Raw genomic sequence first — 21,743 nt, 5'->3', positions numbered from 1 at the left:
AGTCTAATCGGCGTACGGCGCGTCCCGACCACGCCCCGCCGCCGGCGCCCCGGCGGGTCGGGCGTGGTCGAGCCGAGGCAGCCGGCGCGACGCGGGCGGACGACCGCCATCGGGGGACCCACGCGGCAGAGCGGCTCAGCAGGCCCGCGCCCAGGTGCACTCCAGCACGGACTCGTCGATCAGGGTGGCCGGGTCGTCCTCGGGCAGCGTCGACTCGGTCATCGACGACGGGCCGACGTCCCGAACGTGGTCGTCGGCCCCCTCGTATCTGGCGAGCCGCAGCGCGACGGCGTCCTCGACGTCCTTGGGACTGGCGGACAGGTAGTTGTTCACCACCACCGAGAACACCAGCTCCTCGCCGGAGGCGGCGGTGACGTAGCCGGAGAGTCCGGTCACGCCGGTGAGGGAGCCGGTCTTGGCATACACGTTCCCCTGGGCCTCCGTGCCGCCGAGCCGGTTGCGCAGCGTGCCGCCGACCATCCGATCGGGCTCGCCCGCGATCGGCAGCGAGGCTCGCCAGTCGTCGAACCACGGCTCGTCCCGCACCGCCACCAGCAACTCGGCCAGCTGCCCCGCGGTCACCAGGTCCATCCTGGACAAGCCGGAGCCGTCGACCATGCGGTACTCCGACGAGTCGGGTCCGCCCAGCGCCTCGATGTGCTCCGCCAGCACGGCACGCCCGGCCTGCCAGGTGCCCGCGTCGCCGTGCTCCCGGCCCATCGCCTTGACGAGCACCTCGGCGTGGGCGTTGTTGCTCAGCTTCATGAACGGCACCATCAGTTCGATCAACGGCATCGACTCGTGCTCGGCGAGCACCTCGGCGTCCGGGGGAGTCGGGCGGAACTCGACGCCCCCGAGTACCCGCACCCCGTGGTCGGCCAGTGCTCGCCGGAACACGTCGGCGGCGTACCCGGTGGGCTCCCAGACGGTGCTCCAGTCCTGGGTGGTCGCGCCGCCGGCCGGGACGGCGCCCTCGACACGGATGACGTTGCCGCCGCGCAGTCGCTCCACCGAGACGGTCTCCGGGCTCCCCGCCTCACCGGTGACGGCCCGAGCGTCGATGGTGACGTAGTCGGTCGGCGGGTCGACGGTGATCTCCGGCGGCGCGCCCTCCTCGGCGCCGGGTGCGACCCGGACGATGACGGTCCCGGCGTCGTAGTCGGTGTCCGGGGCGACGTTGAGCGCGGAGATCTGCGCCGAGTAGTAGTAGGGCTCGTCGTCCCAGGACCAGCCGGTGCCCAGTCTGGTGTCGTCGAACCAGGTGTCGTCGGCGACGACGTCGCCCCGCACCAGGGTGATCCCGGCATCGGCGACCTGTGCGGCGAGGTCGGCGTAGTCCTGTGCGAGCAGCGTGGGGTCGCCGGTTCCCCGCAGGTACAGGTCGCCGTTGAGCACCCGGCCGAGCACGGGCGCGTCGCTGCGAACCTCGGTGACGAAACGGTAGTCGGGCCCCAGGGAGTCCAACGCGGCCACCGACGACAGCAGCTTGCCGTTGGACGCGGGCAGCAGGTGTTCGTCCGCACCACGTTGGAAGAGGATCTCGCCGTCGGCGGCGCGGCGGACCACCACCCCGGTGGCGGCTCCGGCCAGTCTCGGATCGGCGAGGATCCGGTCGAGGTCCTCGCCGAGCGCCTGCTCGCCCGTCGGTTCCGCGCTTCCCGCGAAGCCGGGCAGGCTCGCCCCGCCGAGCAGCACGGTGCAGGCCAGGGTCACGCCGAGGAGTCTGAATCGCCTGTTCATCGCCGCCTCCGAGGGAGTCGCTCAGGGGGAGATCACACCAGCCGAGCGTAAGGACCGCCGACCGAGCTGGTCAACGGCGCGACCATCGCGAGTCCGCCGGACGTGCCGGGACGCGGTGGATCTCGTGGCGGGCGGTCCGCCGCCGCGGGCCGACGATCCGACCGCGACGGACGATGTGGCGTTGCGGTCCACACGGGTCCGAGAAGGACGGTGCCGCACGCCCTGTCTCTAGTCCGCCGGCCTTGTCGGTGTCGCGACCCTGACCGCGTCCCGAAGACGGGCGCCCCTCCTGCGGTCGGGCGGTCCGGACAAGGCTCTGTGGTCGCGATCGGCACCGGCCCCGGAGGGGCAGTTCCACCCTGACCCTCCAAGCAGGCGGTGCGGTCGGCGGCACGCACGCCACCCTTCGACGACGGCACACCCGCGAGACACTGAGGACCGACCTGGAGCGTCGTTCGACGCCCGCCAGTGTGGGCCGACGACACACCTCGCGCGGGCCGTCCGAGCCGACGCGCGCCGGGATCGCCGGCGCCGGGGAACAGGTCCGAGACCGCTCGGGACTCCGCACCAGGCGCGCGGCTTCGCACGTCGTGCCGCACGTCCACGACGAAAGGCACGAGCGCCCGCCCTGTCGAGTGAAGTCGGGAGGGTTCCCGAGCCGGTCTCGCCGGGTTCTGCGATCTTTGAGACACCGCAGAGATCGCAGCAACAGCGATATTCCGGAACAGTCGCCGCAGTACTACAGCGTGGCACCGGTCGTCCGTCGCCCGTCGCCACATCCCCGCCGCGACGGGCTCGACCGGGCACGTTCGCGCCAGACGAGCAGGCTCGCGCACGACGGGGGTCGACCGGGCGCCGCGACGAGGTCGAAGTCGATCGATCGCAGGTCGTCGGCTGGCGATGCACCGGGGCGGCCGTGTCAGGGTTGCGAGCCGCAGGAACCGCTCGACGAGCACCGCGGGACGTCCGTGGTCACTGTGAGGTCCCGTGTCAGGCAGGCGGGCGCGACCGCCGCGAGTAGTCGGAGGTAGCAGCGGTGGAACGACGAGGACATCGGCCTCCGTCCGCAGGCGCTCCATGCCTGCCGACGACGGCGTCGCGGGTCCGTCTCCGCGGCGGCGCACCGGCCGCCGCGTCCGACGGGCGGCGGCCGCGGCCCGACCGACGGCTCGTCGTCACGCCGCCGAGCAAATCCGGCCGGGTGTCGTCGCCGGGCGGCAGGCCGCCGAGCCGGCCGAGCGAACGAGGACGGGACCGGCCGGACACGATCCCGCCGCCCCGCCGCAGGCCGCGGCGAGGACGGGGACGGCATGCCGGACACATGCCGCTGGGCGCGTCGCGGCATGAGCGGTCGTGTCTCGCCTTCGTGTCCGTCGACCTCGCTCGGCCGCGGTCGTGGGGCGGTCCGCCGTCACCGGGACGGCCGCCGACGCCGGCCGATCGCTTCGCGCCCCGCTCGTCGTCCGGCGCCGCGAAGCGATGTCACAAGGCCGACGGCGGGCGGAGAGGAGCGCGACACGAGGCCGCTTCAGGGCGGCGACCGGTCCGCCCGCCCGCCGCCGGGTCGTGCCGCGAACCTGATCTGTCATGTCCTGGCCGGAGCGCGCCCTGATCCGCGATCCGCCTCCCAGGCGAGGCCGCCGATACCCCGAATCGGCGGCCTCGTCGCGTACTCGGTGGATCGTGACCGCCGCAGCCGTCGGATCGGTCGACGAACACCGACTCGGAGCCGGACCTCACGCAGGGCGGCGCGGTGTCCGGCACCCCGACCGGCCAGGCGGATCGCGGGTCGGACGGGTCTCCGGCGCGTTCCGGTCACGCCCCGACGAGGTCCGCCGCCGACGCGCCGTCTGAGTCAGGAGTTCTCGGGTCGCCGGGGGCCGAGCCCGGTCAGCAGGGTGTCGACGACTCGTTGTGCGCTCTCATCCGGGTCGATCGTCTCGGGCCCGCCCGCGGCAGCCTCGTGGATGAGCGCATAGAACACACGTCGAGCCCAGGTGCGGTCGACGTCCTGCCGGAGCACGCCTGCCTCGGCCGCACGCCGGAACAACCCGTCGCAACGCCGCTCGACCTCGGCATGCACCGCAGCGACCTGGGAGTCAGGATCGGCGGGACGGCTCATCGCGTACGCCCAGTCGATCTTGACGCGCAGCACGTTCGCGGTCACCTGGTACAGGGCGATCAGCGGCGGGGACGACTCGGGGCGAGCCGCGTCCACGGCGTCGGCGAATCGGCTCGCCGCCCACGTGCTCATGGCGGTGACCAGAGCGTCACGGTTGGCGAAGCGTCGATGGACCGTCGTCCTGGCCACCCCGGCGGCGACGGCGATCTGTTCCATCGTCGCGGCCGGGTCCGCGCTGAGGACACGCTCGGCGGCGGCGAGGATCGTCGAGACCGTGCGCTGGGCATCGGCGCGGCGGGCCCGCCCCCCGAACATCGTCTTCTCGGTCGCCTCCACCGTTCTCCCTCGAGTGCCGGGCCCACTCCGATCACGACGCGATGGATTCGTTCGCACCGCGCCGGGTCCGGTGAGCGGACCTCAATCCCCGCCGAGACGGAGTCGCCGCTCCGCAGGGTACCGCGAGGCCATCTCACTCCATGAAGTTGCATCACTGGCGTAGCAACTACTAGTCTACATGCGTCTCTTAAGTTGCATTTCGACTGAGTTGCATTTCGGCGGAAGGGCGCACATGGATCTGAGACTCGACGGGAAGACGGCGATCGTGACGGGCGCGAGCCGCGGGATCGGTCTGGCGATCGTGACGACACTGGTGAGCGAGGGAATGCGGGTGATCACCGGGTCCCGCACGGTGCCGCCGGAACTGACGGCGACCGGCGCCGACACCCTGGCGGTCGACCTCACCGATCCGGCGGGCCCGGCCCGGCTTGTCGAGTACGCGCTCGAGCGGACCGGCGTGATCGATGTGCTGGTGAACAACGTCGGCGGCGGCGATGACCCCGTGGCGGCGCTCGGCGGACTCGCCGACCTCGACGACGACCACTGGCAACGAACCTTCGACCTCAACTTCACCAGCACGGTACGCACGACCAGGGCCGCGCTGCCCGGTCTGCTCGCCTCCCGAGGGGCGGTGATCACCGTCTCCTCGAACAGCGCCCGCACACCTCACGCGGGTCCGATCGCCTATACGACGGCGAAGGCGGCCCTGACCGCGTTCGGCAAGGCACTCGTCGCCGAGGTCGGCCCGCGAGGGGTCCGGGTCAACACCGTCTCCCCCGGCAGCACCCGCACCAGGATGTGGGAGGCGACCGACGGCTACGGAGGGGCTCTCGCGGACGCGGCAGGCGTCCCGTTGGAGTCGCTGCTCGACGGGCTGCCCTCGGCCTCGGGCATGGTCACCGGACGCCTCGTCGAACCGGCGGAGATCGGGGCGCTGGTGGCCTTCCTCGCCTCCCCGATCGCGAGCAGCATCACCGGTGCCGATCACGTGATCGACGGCGGGGCGGTCAAGACCGCGTGACCGGTCGCGCGGGCGGGCCCGATCGTCCTCGGGCCCGCACCGCCGTGGGTCGAGACATGCGATCCCGCGTTCCCGCGCAGGCAGCCTCGCCGCATCGCGGGATTCGTTCGACGAAACGGCCGCGGCGAGACATGACCGGTCCCGCATGACGGCGGGGCCGGCCGGCGGTGGACGCCGTCTCCGGCTCGCCCCGCGCACCCGGTCGTGCGGGACCGGCCGCCGAGCGACGGAGATCCGTTCACCGCCTGCCCGGCCCGCCCTTCCTCCTCGCGTCTCCGCGATCGCGGCACGACGGCCCGCTCGGGACGAGCACGTCACGGCGAGCACCACGGAGCGAACCGCCCCGTTCGTCGGTCAGCGCGGCCGTCGCGGTGAAGCGCCGTTCATCTCGACCTGTCCGGCACCGCGAGGTGGTCTCGCACCGCGTCGCCCCGCCGAGGGTCGCCTTCCGCGTCTCCGGAGCTCGCGGAGACACCCGCCGCGGGGATGTCGTGCGATGCGGTGCACTGCTCCGCACGGCCCGGCTCGAGCGCCGTCGGGCCTGCCGGCGTGCTTGCGGAGCGCGACGGGATCAGCAGCGCCCACACCGTGGCGGCCGCGAGGACACAGCCGATCGCGACCGTCCACAGCGTCAGGTGCCAGACCTCGGTGTACTGCGCCGCACGTGTCGCGTGCTCGGCATCGGAGATGTTGCCCGCGGCGATGCGTGCGGCGGTGTCGGCATCTTCGGTCCTGAGCGTCAGCAGGGTGACCATCGCGGCGCCGATGACCGTGGCGGCCATCGTCGAACTGCTCGCGCGGACGGTGTTGAGGACGCCCGCCGCGACGCCGAGCCGGTCCCGGTCGACGAGGTTCAGGGCCTGGGCGTCGACGGTGCCGATCGCCAGCCCCGCACCGACGCCGACGGTCGCCAGCGGACCGGCCAGCGCCGCCGTGCCGATGCCCGGATGGAGCACCGTGAGCCAGGCGTTGCCCCCCGCGATCAGCAGCAGGCTGGTGACCACGACGGCGCGCGGCGCGACGCCGAACCGGTTCATCAGTGTGGCTCCGACCTGCGGCATCACCAGCAGGGGCATGCTCATCAACAGCATGGTCAATCCGGTGGCCTGTGCCGTGGATCCGTTCACCCCCTGCAACCAGGTCGGCAGGAAGATCGTCACGGTGGCGGGCGCCGCCGCCAGGACCGCGCAGGCCAGGCACCAGCCGACGAATCGCCGATCCCGAAGCACGGCGAAGTCGAGCAGCGGTGCGGGTGTTCGGCTCTCGACCAGTACGAACACGACGAACAGCAGCAGGCCCGCGACGATCGGGACCTGGACGGACGGCGCCGTCCAGGGCGTTCCCGCCGCCTGGTTGACGCCGAACATCGCCGACACCATGGCACCGACGAAGAGCAGGGCGCCGGGGACGTCCACCTTGGCAGGCGTCGCGGAGCGGGACTCGGCCATGAAGCGCGTCCCGAACCAGAGCAGCAGGCCGACGGCGGCGAAGGCGCCGAAGGTCCCCCGCCAGCCCAGCGTGCCGACCAGCCAGCCCGCGAGCGACGGACCCAGCGCCATCCCCAACCCCGCCGTGGTGCCCATCACGGCGAAGACCCTGGTGCGGGCGGCACCGGTGAACGTCGCTCCGAGGATCGCACCGCCGCAGGCCATCACCCCGGCGGCGCCGAGACCGGACAGCGTGCGCGCCGCGTCCAGCACCAGGATGCCGGGCGCCAGGGCACTGGTCAGCGCGCCCGCCGCGTACACGGCGGCTCCGGCGGCGAACACCCGTCGCCTGCCGAATCGATCGCCGAGGGAACCGGCCACCAGCATCAGCGACGCCGCGCCGAGGAAGTAGCCGACGACCACCCACTGCAGTGCCGCACCGGAGGCGTCCAGGTCGAGGCCGATGCCGGGCAGCGCCACGGTCGTCCCGGACATGAGCATCGGCAGGGTCAGAAAGCCGAGCAGCACGGCCAGCAGGGTCACGGTGGATCGGCCGCGGGACACGGCGGCCTGAGATGCGGGGTCGGTCACCCGAGTGACAGTACAACGATGATGGCAACAGGTAAAACGGTTGATGCAAAAGTCGGTCCGGCGGCGCGCCGGACAGAACGCCTCGACGGTCCCACCGCGGAGACGGAGTCCGCCCGAGGCACGACGTCCCTTCCGGAGACCGTGTCCACTCCTACGAGTTCCGTCCCCACACGACGAAGACGGTCCGGGAGACGGCACACGGCCTGATCAGTCACCAATCGGTGCCCGACGCCGGACGACGGCCCGTGATCGCCCTCGACCGGCGCGTGACGCGGTCCCGCACCTGGCGTCTGGTCGGCGGGCGGTGCGCGGGCCGGACGCTCCGGTCGCTCGATCCGACAGGTCCCGGCACGTCGACGACGGCACGCGACGCGATCGGAGCCGGACCGCGACATCGCGGCGAGTCCCGCCGACGCCGACCACGGGCGGGGCACACGGGCGGACATCCAGACCCGCATCTCGTCCACACACCCCCTCGGCACGGCACGGGATCGGGTGCGCGACTCGGAGGCGACGCAGGACCGTGCGGGCGCGGGCGCCCCGGCCGAACAGGTCGTCGCCGGGCTCGCGTTCCTCGCAGGGCGCCGGGCGCGGGCGCCCCGTGCACGAAAGGACCGGATCGGACGCCGTCTCGTCCGTCGCGACGGTCGGCGCTCTCCGGCGCGGCCGACGGACCGGCCGTTCACCACAGGCACATCCCGCAGGTACGCACGTCGGGTTCGCGACGCATCGACACGCCGGTCTCTGACGCACGCCGCCACGACCGCGAGAACGCCCGATCGCCCGACGGCGACGCGAGTGCGGCGCCCCTCAGCCCGCGCAGCCGTGCAGGAAGAGCCGAACGCCCGCGGCCACCATCTCGGCCTGCGACGTCATGGTGTCGGCGAGTTCCGGCCTCGCCGCCTTGTCGATCGAGATCAGCTGGAGGAGCTGCACCGCGGTGGTCTGCGGATCGTCCACTCGCAGCAGGCCGCGTTCGGCGAGCCGTGTCAGGCGCCCGGCGAGCTCTCGCCTGACCCGTATCGGCCCCACCCGCTGCCACGCTTCGAGGGCGGCGGCGGGCAGGTGACCCGCGTCGGCGTTGATCTGCCGGACCAGGGCGGAGTGCTCGGTGAAGTCCACCGCCCAGGAGTCGGCCATGGCGACACCGAACTCGACGAGGTCGGTCTCCAGGTCCGTCACCCTGGTCAAGTAGCGGTCGATGATCCCGACGTGCGCGTCGGCCACCCTGGCCGCGCTCTCCCGGATGACCGTCTCGAACAGATCGGCCTTGTCCTGGAAATGGTTGTAGACCGTCCGGGTCGACACCCCTGCCTCACCGGAGATGGCGTCCACGCTCGCCCGTGTGTAGCCGTCCCTGGCGAACACCGCGTGGGCGCCGGCGATGATCGCTCTGCGCTTGTCAGGCAGTCCGCCGCGCGGACGTGTTCCGCGCCCCTCGCGCCCGGTCATGATCCGATCCTCTGCTTCGTTCCGGCGCCCCGCCGGACTGCCACGAGCGTCGCACCTTACTCCGGCTCCGTCGCCGACGGGGTGGCGACGATCGCGGACGATCCCGGGAATGCGGGGGTAGTGCGGATCACAGTCCTCGCGCGCGGCCTCCGTGGACGTCGGTGGCGGTCGGGACCTGACGAGGTCGGCACCGTCCGGCGTCCGAGAAGGGCGGACTCGTCGCCTCGCCGTCGCAGGCGGACGGCGGGCGTGTCGCGGAGGAGGAACGTCCGAGTCCTTGTCCCCCGGCGATCATCGCGGGACGATCCTCGATGACATGTCCCCCGGGGAAGGAACACGGGCCGCGATGACCTCGACCGGCGACACGAACGACCGCTGGGTGCGGCGCTTCCATCCGGCACCGACGGCGACCGCCCGGCTGCTCTGCCTGCCGCACGCGGGCGGCTCGGCCAGCTACTTCTTCCCCGTCTCCCGCCGACTGTCACCGGGCGTCGAGGCGCTCGCGGTGCAGTACCCGGGCAGGCAGGATCGACTGGCCGAGAAGCCGCTCGAATCGGTCGAAGAGCTGGCCGACCGACTGGTGGACGTCGTGCTGCCGTTCCGCGACAAGCCGCTCGGCCTGTTCGGTCACAGCCTCGGCGCGCTGCTCGCCTTCGAGCTCGCCCTGCGTCTGGAGGACCGCGGTGTACGGCCCGTCGGGCTCTTCGCCTCCGGTCGTCGCGCACCGATCACCACGCGGGAGGACGAGTACACCCACCTCGGGGACGATGCCGCACTGATCGCGGCCGTCACCAGGCTGGGGGGCACCAGCCCCGGCCTGTTCGACGACGAGGAGATGGCGGCGATGGTGCTGCCGTCGATCCGCGCCGACTACCGCGCGGCCGAGACCTACCGGTATCGCCCAGGGCCGCGACTGGCCACCCCCGTGCATGCCTTCGTCGGCGACGCCGATCCAAAGGCGACGGTCGAGGAGGTGCGGCGTTGGGCCGAGCACACCGACGGCGGCTTCGACCTCACCATCCACCCCGGCGGTCACTTCTACTTGAACGCCCATGCGGACGCCGTGATCGACCGGATCGCCGCGCTGCTCACCGGCACGGTGTCCGCAAGGGGTTGACCTCGGGGCCGATGTGGCCGGCCCGAGGCGGGTCGGCCGACTGAGCCGCCCACGCCGACGAAGCGCGGTCGAGCCGCGCCCTGCCGAGAGGGAACCCGTGATCGAGAAGATCCTGCCGCCCGAGGTCGTCGCCGTGGAGCGGCGGGACGATCCGCCGGAGGCGACGCTGTTTCCGGCGGAGGAGGCGCTGATCGCCGCCGCGGTGGACAAGCGGCGGCGGGAGTTCCGCACCGTCCGGCATTGTGCGCGGCTGGCGATGGCGGAGCTGGGCCTCGGGCCTGCTCCGCTGCTACCCGGCGAGCGCGGCGCGCCGGTATGGCCGGAGGCGGTCGTGGGAAGCATGACGCACTGCGCCGGATACCGGGCGGCGGCCGTGGCCCGAGCGTCGGCGGTGGTGTCGATCGGCATCGACGCCGAGCCCCACGACACGCTGCCGGACGGCGTCCTCACCGCGATCGCCCTGCCCGCGGAGCGCGATCGCCATGCCGCGCTGACCCGCGTCGTGCCGGACCTGCACTGGGATCGCATCCTGTTCAGCGCCAAGGAGAGCGTCTACAAGACGTGGTTTCCGCTGACCGGCCGCTGGTTGGGCTTCGAGGAGGCCGACATCACCATCGAACCGGACGGCGGCGTCTTCCGGGCCCGACTGCTGGTTCCCGGCCCCGTCGTCGACGGCGTCGAGCTGGCGGGTTTCACCGGCCGCTGGCTGGTGGACGACGGCATGGTGATCACCGCGATCGTCCTCCCTCGGTCCGAGTAGGCGAGCCGAGGACGCGGGCCGCGACGGCAGCGGGCGGGCGGGCGGGTTCTCGTCGGAGCGGTCGTCCAAGGCCACGCCGCGATCGACTCCGTACCGGTCGGCGGGGCGCCAGGAGATCGGCGTCGTCGGCCCGTCGTGTCTCGGGCCGTCGTGTCTCGGCCCGTCGTGTCTCGGCCCGTCGAGTCTCGGCCCGTCGAGTCTCGGCCCGTCGAGTCTCGGCCCGTCGAGTCTCGGCCCGTCGAGTCTCAGCCCGGGAGTGTGGGCATCCTCGCGTCCGGGGTCGTCGCGACGGCGTGGTGTCGGCGCCGTGGCTGGCGGAGAACATGCGGGCGCGGCGCTCCCGTGGTGACCGGTGGGCGGAGCCGGCTCGCCGACCGGCTCCCGGCGACGTCCGCGCCGTCGTCGAGTGTCGCCCCGCTCGAGTGACACGCCGCGTCGCCCCGGTCCGTCGGACGCGCGGCGGCGTCAGACCGAGAGGCCGTGCCGTGCGCTTCTCCGGCGGCGTGCCGCGCGCGACGCGCTCCCCTCCACGCCGCGGAGTGCCCGGCCTTCCCGGTGTCGGCACCTGCACGGACGGAAGGCGCCGGGGTGGTGCTTCAGGCCGGCGGCACCGGATCGGCGTGATCCGCGCGGCGACGGAGCGCACCGCACCTGGGGGGACTGCCCGTCGCGCGAGTCCGAGCCGGTCATTCGTGACGTGCCCGACTCGGACGGTCCGCCTCGCCAGGACGGTGCGGTCGGCGGCGCAGGTGACTCAGGCCACCGAAGATCCCATCGAAGAGAACCAGCAGGTTAGGTTAGTCTAACCTTCATCAACTACGCAGGCGGTGCGGCGGCCCGCATCCGAGGCCGAGTGCCGCACCGCATTGTGCACCGCGGGCCTCGCCCGCCGTGCACCACCTACTGGGACGAGAACGAGGAACCATCGATGAACTCCGTGCTGGGTCGACGTCGGACCGCGGGTGCCCTGATCGCGGCGGCGGTCATCGCGCTGGCGGGCTGCTCGACCGGAACCGACGACCACGGCGACACCACGACGAGCACGGGTGACGAGACCTTCCCGATCGTGATCGAGAGCGCCTTGGGCGAGGCGGAGATCACCGAGAGCCCCGAGCGGGTCGTCACCCTCGGGCAGGGTTCCACGGAGACCGCGATCGCGCTGGGCCGGCCCCCCGTGGGCGTCGAGCGCTACGACTGGGGCAGCGACGAGACCGGCTATCTGCCCTGGGTGCACGAGGCGGTCACCGAGGCAGGCGACGAGCTGCCGGAGCAGTTCACCGGCGGTGAGGACATCGACTTCCCCGCGATCGTCGAGCTGGCCCCCGACGTGATCCTGGCGCCCTGGTCGGGCATCACCCAGGAGCAGTTCGACATCCTGAACGACATCGCCCCCACCGTGGCCTACCCGGATCTGGCCTGGAGCACCGACTGGGACGAGCAGATCGAACTCATCGGTCGGGCACTGGGCATGCCCGACGAGGCGGCCGCGTTGATCACCGACATCGAGGATCAGTTCTCCGAGGCCGCGGCCTCGCGCCCCGAGTACGCCGACATCACGTTCTCCTACATCTACACCTCGGGCCCGGGCACGCTCGGCGTCTTCCTGCCCGACGAACAGCGGGTCGCGATGGTGAGCGGACTGGGCCTGACCGTGGACCCTGTGGTCGAGACGTTCCCCGAGACCGAGGGAACCGACTCGGCGTTGATCGGTCTGGAACAGGCCGACCAGCTCGCCGACAGCGATCTCGTGTTCACCTTCTACTCCGATCCCGAGTCCCGAGCCGAGACGGAAGAGCAGCCGTTGTACGCGGCGATCCCCGCCGTCTCCCGCGATTCGCTGGTGGCCAGCGACGAGAACCCCTTCGTCACGGCCTCGTCGATGATCAACCCGCTGACCGTCCCGTGGACGATCGACCGCTACCTGCCGATGATCGACGACGCGATCTCCCGAATCGGCTGACCGACCCCGATCCGACGCGACCTCCGGGTTCCCGATGACGACTGAATCACCGCTGCCCGCCGGTTCCGCCGGGGCGTCCCCTCCCCCGGCGGCAGGCCCCGCGCCGAGCTCCCCGGCGAGTCCGACGGCGGGAGCGCCCGGCCCGTCGCCACGCCACGATCGACGGCGTGGCGCGGGCACGCGCCGGTACGTGCTGCTGCTCGGCGTCGGCCTGGCGCTGCTGGCCTGCACGGTCCTGGCCAGCCTGGTCCTCGGTTCCAAGGTGACCACCCCGGCCGACGTGATGGCGGTGTTCGGCGGCACCGCGGATCCGTTCCTCACCACGGTGATCGAGAGCCGGTATCCGCGCACGCTGTTGGGCGTCCTGGCCGGAGCCGGGCTCGCCGTCGCCGGGACCCTGCTCCAGGCGGTCACGCGGAACCCGCTCGCCGAGCCGGGACTGCTGGGCATCAACATGGGCGCGGCGGCGGGGATCGTGACCGCGACGATGCTGCTCGGCGCCGGTGCGGCGGCGGCCGCGGTCTGGTGGGCGCTGCCCGGAGCGATCCTCGCCGGCCTGCTCGTCTACGTGATCGGGGCGGCCGGCCCAGCGTCGGGGCTGGTCCGGCTGGTGCTGGCGGGCGCGGTGGTCTCGGCGGTGCTGACCGCCTACATTCAGGCGATCACGCTCAGCATGCCGGAGGTGTTCGACGGCTACCGCCACTGGGTGGTCGGGTCGCTCGCCGGTCGAGACTTCGACGTGGTGCTGGCCGTCCTGCCGTTCGCGGTGGTGGGAATGGCGACGGCCCTGCTGCTGACGCCCGCGTTGAACGCGCTGGCGCTCGGCGACGAGACCGCCTCGTCGCTGGGGATCAACGCGACGCTGGTCCGTTCGGCGGGCCTTGCCTCGGCGGTGCTGCTCAGCGCGGCGGCCACGGCGGCCGCGGGCCCGATCGCGTTCATCGGCCTCGCCGTCCCGCACATCGTGCGCGCGCTGGTGGGCGTCGACTTCCGTAGGCAGCTGCCCTGTGCCCTGGTTCTCGGACCGATCATGCTGCTGGCGGCCGACGTGGTGGGACGGGTGCTGCTGCGTCCTCAGGAACTTCTGGTCGGCGTCGTCGCGGCCTTCGCGGGGGCGCCGTTCCTGCTGCTGGCGGTGCGTCGGATGAAGGGAACCGCCTCATGACGCCGCCTCCGACGGACACCGCCTCCGCCGTGCGGGCTCGGCCGACGCGGATCGAACGCAGGACGGTACTGCGGCTCGGCTCGGCGGTGGCGTTGCCGGTACGGCCGAGATCGCTGGTCGTGGCGCTGCTGCTCGTGCTCGCGACGCTCGTCGCCTCGGTGGCGACGCTGTCACTGGGACGGCTCGGTGTCCCGCTGTCCGACCTCTTCGCCGCGTTCACCGGTGCGATCGACCCGCGGACCGCGTTCGCACTCGAGCGGCTGCGCGGCCCCCGGCTGGTCGTGGCGATCGGCACCGGGATCGCCCTCGGGCTGGCGGGCGCGCTGTTCCAGTCCGTCGCCCGCAACCCACTGGGCAGCCCGGACGTGATCGGGGTCGGCGCGGGGGCGGGCGCGGGCGTGGCGTTCTTCGCCCTGCTGGTTCCCGGCCTGCTGCCCGTGTCGATCGGCGCGGTCGTGGGAGGCGCGGCGGCGGTGCTGCTGGTGTACGTGTCGACGGGCACGGGATTCCGCGAGCCCGGCAGACTGATCATCGCCGGGGTCGCGGTGGCCGCGATGGCGACCGCCTTCACTCACTACGTCGTTTTCGTGGTGGCCCGCGATCGAGCGTCGATGGTGGCGGCCTACGTCAACGGGAGCCTGGCGGCGCGGTCGTGGGAGCACGCCGCGACGATCGGCGTCGCCCTCGTGCTGACGATCCCGTTCGTCCTCGTCCTGGCGAATCGGGTCGCGGTGACCGAGATGGGCGACGAGCTGGCGAACGGCTTCGGCGCCCGACCACAGTCGACGAGGGTGTGGGCGGTGGTGCTCTCCGTGGCCTTGTCCGCGGCGGCGGTCAGCGTCGCGGGACCCGTCGCGTTCATCGCGCTCACCGCACCCAACATCGCCAGGCGGCTCTCGCGGACACCGGGCCCCAATCTGGCCCTGGCCGGCTTGACCGGCGCGCTGCTGCTCGTGCTGGCCGATCTGGGCGCGCAGCACTCGCCGCTGGGCGACGGCCTGCCGGTGGGCATCTACACCATGGGGATCGGCGGGCTGTACCTGGGTCTGCTGCTGATCCGCGAATGGAGGAAGGGCACGCTATGACCAGCCTGCACGGCGACCGCATCCGGCAGACGCCGGTGGACGCGCTCGACACCGCCGCGATCGGACACGACGAGGACGTCTGGTCGTTGCGTGCCGAAGGCGTCACGCTGGCCTACGGCGGCGAGGCTCCCGTGGTGCGGCGGCTGAGTCTGGACGTCCCGCGCGCCGGACTGACCGTGGTGGTCGGGCCGAACGGCTGCGGCAAGTCCACCGTGCTCAAGGCCCTCGGCCGGATCGTCACGCCCGCAGAGGGCGACGTCATCCTGCACGGCAGAAGCCTGCGTCGCTATCGCGGCAAGGCCGTCGCCCGCAGATTGGCGCTGCTGCCGCAGACGCCGATCGCGCCGGAACGGATCACGGTCCGCGATCTCGTGGGACGCAGCCGCTATCCGCATCACTCGCTGCTGCGCCAGTGGAGCGACGCCGACGACGCGGCGGTGGCCGGAGCGTTGGAGAGCACCGGCCTCACCGACAGCGCGGACCGTCAGGTGGGCGAACTGTCCGGCGGGCAGCGCCAACGCGCCTGGTTCGCGATGGTACTCGCGCAGGAGACCGACATCGTCCTGCTCGACGAGCCGACGACCTTCCTCGACATCTCCCACCAGTACGAGCTGCTGGAGCTGTGCGCCCGGCTGCACCTGGCCGGGCGCACCATCGTCGCGGTGCTGCACGACCTGAACCAGGCGGCGCGCTACGCCACCCATCTCGTCGTGATGGCCGCGGGCCGGATCGTGGCGCAGGGGGCGCCGTCCCAGATCCTGACGGCCGAGCTCGTCACCGAGGTCTTCGGGCTGGCCTGTGACGTCATCGTGGACCCGCATGCCGGGACCCCGCTGATCATTCCGCTGCCCACGGCGCGAGACCGATCGCAGGCGTAGCCGAGGGACGGGTCCGACCCGCCGGGCCTCGCGGTCTCGAACTCGCCGCGGCCGAGTCGACATGGCGGCGAGGACACCGGCGTCGAGACTCGTCCTCGGATTACTCGAACCGACTCGGGTCCCCCGCGCCGCGCCGGACGATCACGGGCTCGTCGTCGGAGAAGTCGATCACGGTGGTCGGCTCCGTGCCGCAGTCGCCGGAGTCGATGACCGCGTCGACGACGTGATCGAGCTCCTCCTTGATCTCCCAGCCCTGGGTCAGCGGCTCCTCATGATCGGGCAGCAGCAGCGTGCTGGACAGCAGCGGCTCGCCGAGTTCGCTCAGCAACGCCTGGGTCACGACGTGGTCGGGAATCCGCACGCCGACGGTCTTCTTCTTGGGATGCAGCAGTCTGCGCGGGACCTCCTTGGTGGCGGGCAGGATGAAGGTGTAGCCGCCGGGAGTCGAGGCCTTGACCGCGCGGAAGACGGCGTTGCCGACGTGGACGAACTGTCCGAGCTGCGCGAAATCCCGACACACCAGCGTGAAGTGATGCCGGTCGTCGAGCCGCCGGATCGACCTGATGCGATCGAGGCCGTCGCGGTTGCCGAGCTGGACGCCGAGCGCGAAGCAGGAGTCGGTGGGATAGGCGATCAGGCCGTCGGAGCGCACGATGTCGACCACCTGGCCGATGGTGCGCCGTTGCGGGTTCGCCGGGTGCACGTCGAAGTACTTCGCCATCTGCCGGAGTCTAGGCCCGCCACGCTGCCCTGGGTCGACGGCACGGGATCATGCTCTGAGGAGGGTGTCATCAGTCCTGAGTCAGCCGGTCCGGGGCGGTCTCGTGCCGAGTCGGCGCGGCGGCGGGCGCCGTCGGCCGGTAGATGGCCAGGTACCGGGCTCGTGCCGCGGCATTGGCCTCCGCATGGGCCGCCTCTCGGGTGCTGCGGGCGATCCCATAGGCGTAGCCGTGTTTGGATGCGCGCAGTTCGCAGCTCTCCTCCACGTAGGAGAAGTAGAAGTAGTAGCCGACGATGGAGGCCAGGCCGCCCATGCAGAGCCGGATCTCCAGGGGGGCGGGTATGAGCAGGCACAGGATCGTGACCGGACCCAGCAGCACGGTTCCACGAGCGGCATGCCGCCACACCCAGGTCTTGCAGGTGACGTCGTGCAGCACCCACGGCCGGAGGCGCTCGGGCAGTCGTCCACCGAGGGCGTACCAGAGCCACTGGATCGGGTTAGGTCGACTCATGAACTGCGCCCCTCCACGTCCTACCATCCGAAGCACCCTAACATTTAGCACCCTAACTACCTGGCGAGGTTGCGTATGAAGGAGATCGATCTCGGGGACGACCCCCTCGCGTTGGACCGGCAGGTCTGCTTCGCGCTGTCGGTCGCCTCACGGGCGGTGATCGGTGTCTACCGACCGCTGTTGGAGCCGCTGGGGCTCACCCATCCGCAGTACCTCGTCATGCTGGCGTTGTGGGATCGGTCGCCGCGTTCGGTGCGTGACCTCGGCCGGACCCTGCACGCCGAGCCCGCGACCCTGTCGCCGATGTTGAAGCGGCTGGAGGCCGTCGGCTATCTCTCCCGACAGCGCAATCGAGCCGACGAACGTGAGCTGCTGGTGCAGTTGACCGACGCGGGCACCCGGCTGCGCGAGGAGGCGGAGAAGATCCCCTACCGGGTCGTCGACATCCTGGGGGCCGACGTCGCCGAGCTCCAGCAGCTCCACACCGCGCTGAACTGGATCATCGCCGCCGCCTCACCCGCCGAGCCGCCCGCCGAGTCGGACTGAACGACGGCTCGGCCGACGGGGCGGCCCCGCCGCGAGGCGAGTCGACGCTCGGCGAGTCGACACGAGGGAGGTCGACACGGCCCGGCCCCGGTCGTCGGCTGACCGGCGTGGGGCCCGCAGGCTCGACGTGGTCGACGAGACTCATGTCGCGGTCTCCGACCGCGCTCGGCGGCCCGCCCGGCCTCCACGCCGTGGCCGCCACGGCGCCGTGGCACTCCGCTCGGAGATCGGCGGCCGCAGGGCAGGCAGGCGGATACGCGGGTACGGCGACAGCGCTTCCTCACCGGATGCGGGCCGCCGCCATGCGGAGCGCCCGGTCGACCTCGTCTGGCGAGTTATGAGCGACTCGATCCACCCGCCGCCGCCCGCCGCACGGCCGTGCGGGCAGGGCCTCGGCAGGCGTCATACCCGCCCGCCCGCGGGGACCGCGCGTCGGTGGTGATCCGATCGACCGGCGACGGCCGCAGGAGCCTCGGACCGATACCGACGGATCGTTCGCTGCTCGCGATCGGCCCGTCAGGCGCCTTCGCCGTCACGACGCCGTGGGACCACCGGCTTCAGGTGAGGCCGATCCGTCCGTCTTCCCGCTCGGCTCCCCCGCGTGAGAGGCCGCCAGCGCCTCGGCCACCCGCGCCTCCACGCGAGCCTCGGTCCTGGCGTGGCCGCGTCGCCGGGCCGTCCGCCACCAGAGCACGACGCCTGCCAGGACGAGTAGGAGCAGCAGTTGCGCGAAGGGCAGCCCCCAGACGGTGCTCGAAGCGGACGCCGCCGTGAGGTCGGCGTCGACGACGTCCTCGCCGACCACGAGCGGAGTGGCCTCGATGTCCGAGGTCAGCCTGCCCAGCGGCCATGTTCCGTCGACGACGACGCTGCTCCGCACCGACTGACCGGGCAGGATCTCCCGGATCGCCTCGGCGTCGCCGTCGAGGGCGCCCCAGCCGAAGGGACCGCGGACCGTGACGGCCTGCTCGGCTCCGATTCGGACGTTGCCCTCGTTACGGATCGTGTAGTCCAGGCGCGTGCTGCCCGGCGCGAACGGGTTCCAGGACGGCGTGTAGGCGACCTGGACGTCGTGAACGGCGAGACCGGGCACCACCTCGCCCGCGACACGCAGATGTATCCGGGCCCCGACCCTGGTCGTGAAGGCCATCACGTCGCCGTCGGTGCGCAGTGTGGCGGTGATGCCCGCCGGGTGGTCCCCCGGCGTCGCGTCGGCGGGCGGGGCGATGACGAACGGGACGGTCGCCGAGGAGTCCGCGTCGATCTCCACCGTCACCGATTCGCCGGGGGCGCTGCCGTCCAGTGAGATCCAGGAGGCGGGGCCGGTCGCCGCCGGGTCACCCTCCTCCGCACCTGCCGCCCCGCTGTCGGCGTCCTCCGCGAGCAGGTCGAATCGGCCGTCGGAGGTCACGACGCCGTCGCCCGCGTGCACCTCGAACGTCGCCGGGTGCGGGCTGAAGTTGGTGATCACGACGTGGTCGGCGGCCTCAGCACCGGGCTCGACCTCGTGCCGGAAGGAGACCCGGCCGTCGGGAGCCTCGCCGTCGGAGGGTTCGACCGCCCAGGTCGTCCTTCCCACACCGTCGGACTGAGCGGCGGGCGCGGGAGCGGCCGGCCGGGCCGCGGCGCCGGCGGGCGCCGCCGACATCGTGATGACGAGCAGGCCGGCGGTCAGGATGCGCCGCAGGCCCGCCTTCGGCGAGCGTCGCGTGGCTCGACTGTCGACGGCCGACGGTGCCTGCGACACCGGATCGGCGGCGGCACGGCGGGGCAGGCGGAGTCTGCGGTGCACGGCGGTCATCAGGGCGTGTCCTTGTCCGAGAGGCGACCTGCGGAGCGGGCGAGCCGCACAGCGGGCGGGGTGGTGTCGGGACGCCTCCGGCCGCCGACGGCATGGTCTGCCGCCGACGGCCGGAGACGCATCGGTGTGACTACGTGCGTGCCGACGGGATCGGCCGGGCGTGTGCCGTCCTGGTCAGTCGACCGGGAAGAGCGACACGGTGAGGCTGCCCTCGTAGTCGCCGGGGCGGGTGTCGACCGCGACCTCCAGCGCGAGGTCCGCGCTGATCTCGGTGGTGCCGAAGCGAGCGTCGGCGACCGCCGAGGCCAGGGTCGCGGACTCGGCGAGGCCGGGTCCGCCGTCGAGCACGGTGGAGACCGGGGAGCCGACGGTCACACCCGGCTTGTCGGAGACCAGGCCGGGCGTCCAGCCGACGTGCCCGGCGCGGATCACCTGCGGGCCCGCCGTGAGGGCCGCCGAACGGCCGGTGACGGTCCAGCCGCCGTCGCCCACCTGGTCGGTGGACCGCGAGTCGGTCACGGACACGGTCGGCAGGGTGCCGGTGGAGCGGAGCCGGTCGCCCGCGTTGCGGGCCTCGCCGAGCTGGATCGCGTCGCCGTAGTCGGCGACCGACAGGGTCAGTCGGCCCGGTTCCTGGGAGTCCTCACCCGGCACGGTCGCGCGCATCGGAATGCCGTCCTCGTCAGGTCCGTCGGCGTAACCCCAGGCGTCGAACATCATGGCGGCGACGTCGACGTTGTCCAGATAGGCGCCGCGCACCGGGTCGACCCCGGTGGCCCAGGCGGCGAGGTCGTCCGCGCCCGCGCCCTTGGCGAACAGCGGAACCAGCTGGTTGGTGTGGTCACCGGAGAACCACTTCTGATCGGGGAGCTGCCCCTTGGCGCCGGTGATGGGCGTCCAGTTCGGGTTGGAGCGGCTGCCGTCGAGGTACCCGGTCTCGTGGTCGGCGGTGACGATGACGAGGGTCTCGTCCCAGCTGCTCTCGGTCTCCACCCAGTCCACGACGGTCTCGACCGCGCGGTTGAAGTCGACGGTCTCCTCGATGTTGCGGGTGGTCTCGTTGGCGTGACCGGTCCAGTCGATCGCGCCGCCCTCGACCATCAGGAAGAGGCCGTCCTCGTTCTGCGACAGGACGTTGAGCGCGCCCTGGGTCAGCGTCGGCAGGTCCGGGACGTCGTTGGCCGGGACCTCGAACGGCAGCACGCCGTCGACGTCACCCGACCGAGCCTGCTGGAGGGTGGAGGCGACCTGCGTCAGGCCGAGGTACTTCTCCGGCAGCCGCTCGCCCGACGCGACCGCCTCGAAGTCGGCCTTGTCCTCGATCAGCTCGAAGGCGGTCTGGCCGTCCTGCAGACGGTTCCAGCTGCGCTCGCTGAGGTAGTCGTAGCGCGGTGTGTCCAGCAACTGATGGTCGTCGTCGTAGAGCGGGTGGCCCGCGCCGACGATCACGTCCAGCGGACCCGCCAGCATCTCGTCGGAGATCTCGTGCAGGGCGTTTCGGCTGCCGTTGTGCGCTCCCCAGGACGCCGGAGTGGCGTGGGAGAACTGCACCGAGGTGACGACGCCGGTGGCCTTGCCGATCTCGGCCGCCCGCTCCGCGACGTTCTTGACGGCGGTGCCGTCGGGGTCGATCCCCAGGGCACCGTTGTTCGTCTTCACGCCCGTGGCCAGCGCTGTGCCCGCCGCGGCCGAGTCGGTCGCCCCCGAGGCGACCCAGTCGAAGTCCGACCAGGCGGCCACGGGGTCGTACTCCGCGCGCCCGTTGGCGGAGTGCGTGGACATCGCGACCTGGACGGGGAACGACTCGAACACCTGCGACGCGGTGCCGGGCAGGTGTTCGACGGAGCCCGTCGCCGGGTCCACAACCACCTGATGGTTGCTCGTGCCGTGCTCGTAGAGGCTCGCGGCATCGACATGGTTGTAACCCATGCCGTCACCGATGAGCAGGATGATGTTCTTCGGCCCGTCGACCTGGGCCGCGGCAGGACCCGCCACGGCCAGCGTCAGACCGACCATGGTGATGCCTGCGCCTGCCAGGGACAGCAGGCGTCTGGGAGTGCGTTTCGTCATCGTCTCGTTCCTGTCGGAAGCCTCCGAGGGGCCCGCACCCGGTGGGTGCCGGCCGGAACAGAGCCAATCGGCCGAACCGAGCGAGGACGTGAACCCTCGAAGACGCGGATGAGAAATCGGGGCGACTTTCCCTTCCTGACTACCCGATCACCAGGGCGAAGGGAACACCGCGCTGCCGTTCGGCCACGGTCCGTCGAGACGCGACCAGTATTCCCGCCGAGACGTCAATGTCGTGTCAAGACAGGCGGACCAGACCGGCCGGGCCTCGAATTCGGCCGGAGCGCGGTTCGGGCGGGGTGAGCCCGAGGCCCCGACGGCGCGGCGAACAGTGCCGCACCGCCGGATCGATCCGCCGCGAACGGCGCCGCCCGGCTCGACGACGTCCGCGGGCGGCGGACGGTGAGACCGGGCGAGGCCGATCGTCCGTGTCGGGAACGCCC

General features: G+C 72.1%; 16 protein-coding genes. 8 read left to right on the top strand and 8 right to left on the bottom strand.

The features are described 5' to 3' along the window. Positions 1–135 precede the first annotated feature (135 nt). Positions 136–1,740 carry a D-alanyl-D-alanine carboxypeptidase/D-alanyl-D-alanine endopeptidase gene (gene dacB, locus AHOG_RS13735; RefSeq protein ID WP_093941707.1) on the bottom strand — a complete coding sequence of 535 codons (1,605 nt, stop codon included), beginning with the start codon at positions 1,738–1,740 and terminating at the stop codon, positions 136–138. A gap of 1,855 nt (positions 1,741–3,595) precedes the next feature. Next, positions 3,596–4,198 (bottom strand): TetR/AcrR family transcriptional regulator, encoded by a 603-nt coding sequence (locus AHOG_RS13725; protein WP_245856751.1) that lies wholly within the window; start codon positions 4,196–4,198, stop codon positions 3,596–3,598. A 232-nt stretch (positions 4,199–4,430) separates the two neighbouring features. Here AHOG_RS13725 and AHOG_RS13720 point away from each other — a divergent pair, with 232 nt between their 5' ends. Further along, positions 4,431–5,219 carry an SDR family oxidoreductase gene (locus AHOG_RS13720; RefSeq protein WP_093941705.1) on the top strand — a complete coding sequence of 263 codons (789 nt, stop codon included), beginning with the start codon at positions 4,431–4,433 and terminating at the stop codon, positions 5,217–5,219. A gap of 383 nt (positions 5,220–5,602) precedes the next feature. Here AHOG_RS13720 and AHOG_RS13715 read toward each other — a convergent pair whose 3' ends face one another. After that, positions 5,603–7,237, bottom strand: coding sequence for an MFS transporter (locus AHOG_RS13715; RefSeq protein ID WP_093941704.1), 1,635 nt, complete (start codon positions 7,235–7,237; stop codon positions 5,603–5,605). A gap of 810 nt (positions 7,238–8,047) precedes the next feature. After that, the gene (locus AHOG_RS13710) at positions 8,048–8,689 is read right to left on the bottom strand and encodes a TetR/AcrR family transcriptional regulator (RefSeq protein ID WP_093941703.1); all 642 of its coding nucleotides are present in this window, start codon (positions 8,687–8,689) and stop codon (positions 8,048–8,050) included. A gap of 346 nt (positions 8,690–9,035) precedes the next feature. On the opposite strand from AHOG_RS13710, the gene AHOG_RS13705 reads away from it, so the two are divergent. The 6 genes from AHOG_RS13705 (at position 9,036) to AHOG_RS13680 (ending at position 15,654) form a co-directional block, all read left to right on the top strand. Continuing rightward, on the top strand, positions 9,036–9,806 hold the full coding sequence (locus AHOG_RS13705; RefSeq protein WP_093941702.1) for a thioesterase II family protein: 771 nt from the start codon (positions 9,036–9,038) through the stop codon (positions 9,804–9,806). Positions 9,807–9,903: 97 nt separating this feature from the next. Further along, the gene (locus AHOG_RS13700; protein ID WP_093941701.1) at positions 9,904–10,566 is read left to right on the top strand and encodes a 4'-phosphopantetheinyl transferase family protein; all 663 of its coding nucleotides are present in this window, start codon (positions 9,904–9,906) and stop codon (positions 10,564–10,566) included. Between the two features lie 928 nt (positions 10,567–11,494). Then, positions 11,495–12,526 (top strand): iron-siderophore ABC transporter substrate-binding protein, encoded by a 1,032-nt coding sequence (locus tag AHOG_RS13695; RefSeq protein ID WP_093941700.1) that lies wholly within the window; start codon positions 11,495–11,497, stop codon positions 12,524–12,526. Between the two features lie 34 nt (positions 12,527–12,560). Next, positions 12,561–13,691, top strand: a complete 1,131-nt coding sequence (locus AHOG_RS13690) for a FecCD family ABC transporter permease (RefSeq protein ID WP_093941699.1) — start codon at positions 12,561–12,563, stop codon at positions 13,689–13,691. Continuing rightward, the gene (locus AHOG_RS13685) at positions 13,688–14,776 is read left to right on the top strand and encodes a FecCD family ABC transporter permease (protein ID WP_093941698.1); all 1,089 of its coding nucleotides are present in this window, start codon (positions 13,688–13,690) and stop codon (positions 14,774–14,776) included. The genes AHOG_RS13690 and AHOG_RS13685 overlap by 4 nt, the downstream gene beginning before the upstream one ends. Then, positions 14,773–15,654 (top strand): ABC transporter ATP-binding protein, encoded by an 882-nt coding sequence (locus tag AHOG_RS13680; protein WP_093941697.1) that lies wholly within the window; start codon positions 14,773–14,775, stop codon positions 15,652–15,654. Before AHOG_RS13685 ends, AHOG_RS13680 begins: the two co-directional genes overlap by 4 nt. Positions 15,655–15,754: 100 nt before the next feature. Here the strand turns inward: AHOG_RS13680 and AHOG_RS13675 are convergent, their stop codons facing one another. Together AHOG_RS13675 and AHOG_RS13670 are read right to left on the bottom strand one after the other, a co-directional pair. After that, the gene (locus tag AHOG_RS13675) at positions 15,755–16,375 is read right to left on the bottom strand and encodes an L-threonylcarbamoyladenylate synthase (RefSeq protein ID WP_093941696.1); all 621 of its coding nucleotides are present in this window, start codon (positions 16,373–16,375) and stop codon (positions 15,755–15,757) included. A 70-nt stretch (positions 16,376–16,445) separates the two neighbouring features. Beyond that, positions 16,446–16,886 (bottom strand): DUF5313 family protein, encoded by a 441-nt coding sequence (locus tag AHOG_RS13670; protein ID WP_093941695.1) that lies wholly within the window; start codon positions 16,884–16,886, stop codon positions 16,446–16,448. Between the two features lie 75 nt (positions 16,887–16,961). Between AHOG_RS13670 and AHOG_RS13665 the strand changes: the two genes are divergently transcribed. Then, complete coding sequence (locus AHOG_RS13665; protein ID WP_093941694.1) at positions 16,962–17,432, top strand: MarR family winged helix-turn-helix transcriptional regulator; 471 nt, start codon at positions 16,962–16,964, stop codon at positions 17,430–17,432. Positions 17,433–17,964: 532 nt separating this feature from the next. Here the strand turns inward: AHOG_RS13665 and AHOG_RS13660 are convergent. Both AHOG_RS13660 and AHOG_RS13655 read right to left on the bottom strand, forming a co-directional pair. After that, entirely contained in the window at positions 17,965–19,233 is a 1,269-nt protein-coding gene (locus AHOG_RS13660; RefSeq protein ID WP_093941693.1) for a COG1470 family protein, read from the bottom strand. A gap of 174 nt (positions 19,234–19,407) precedes the next feature. Further along, the gene (locus AHOG_RS13655) at positions 19,408–21,303 is read right to left on the bottom strand and encodes an alkaline phosphatase (RefSeq protein WP_093941692.1); all 1,896 of its coding nucleotides are present in this window, start codon (positions 21,301–21,303) and stop codon (positions 19,408–19,410) included. Between the last annotated feature and the right edge of the window lie 440 nt (positions 21,304–21,743).

The organism is Actinoalloteichus hoggarensis (assembly GCF_002234535.1).
GTDB lineage: Bacteria > Actinomycetota > Actinomycetes > Mycobacteriales > Pseudonocardiaceae > Actinoalloteichus_A > Actinoalloteichus_A hoggarensis.
This window is presented reverse-complemented; position numbering and strand designations above follow the sequence as displayed.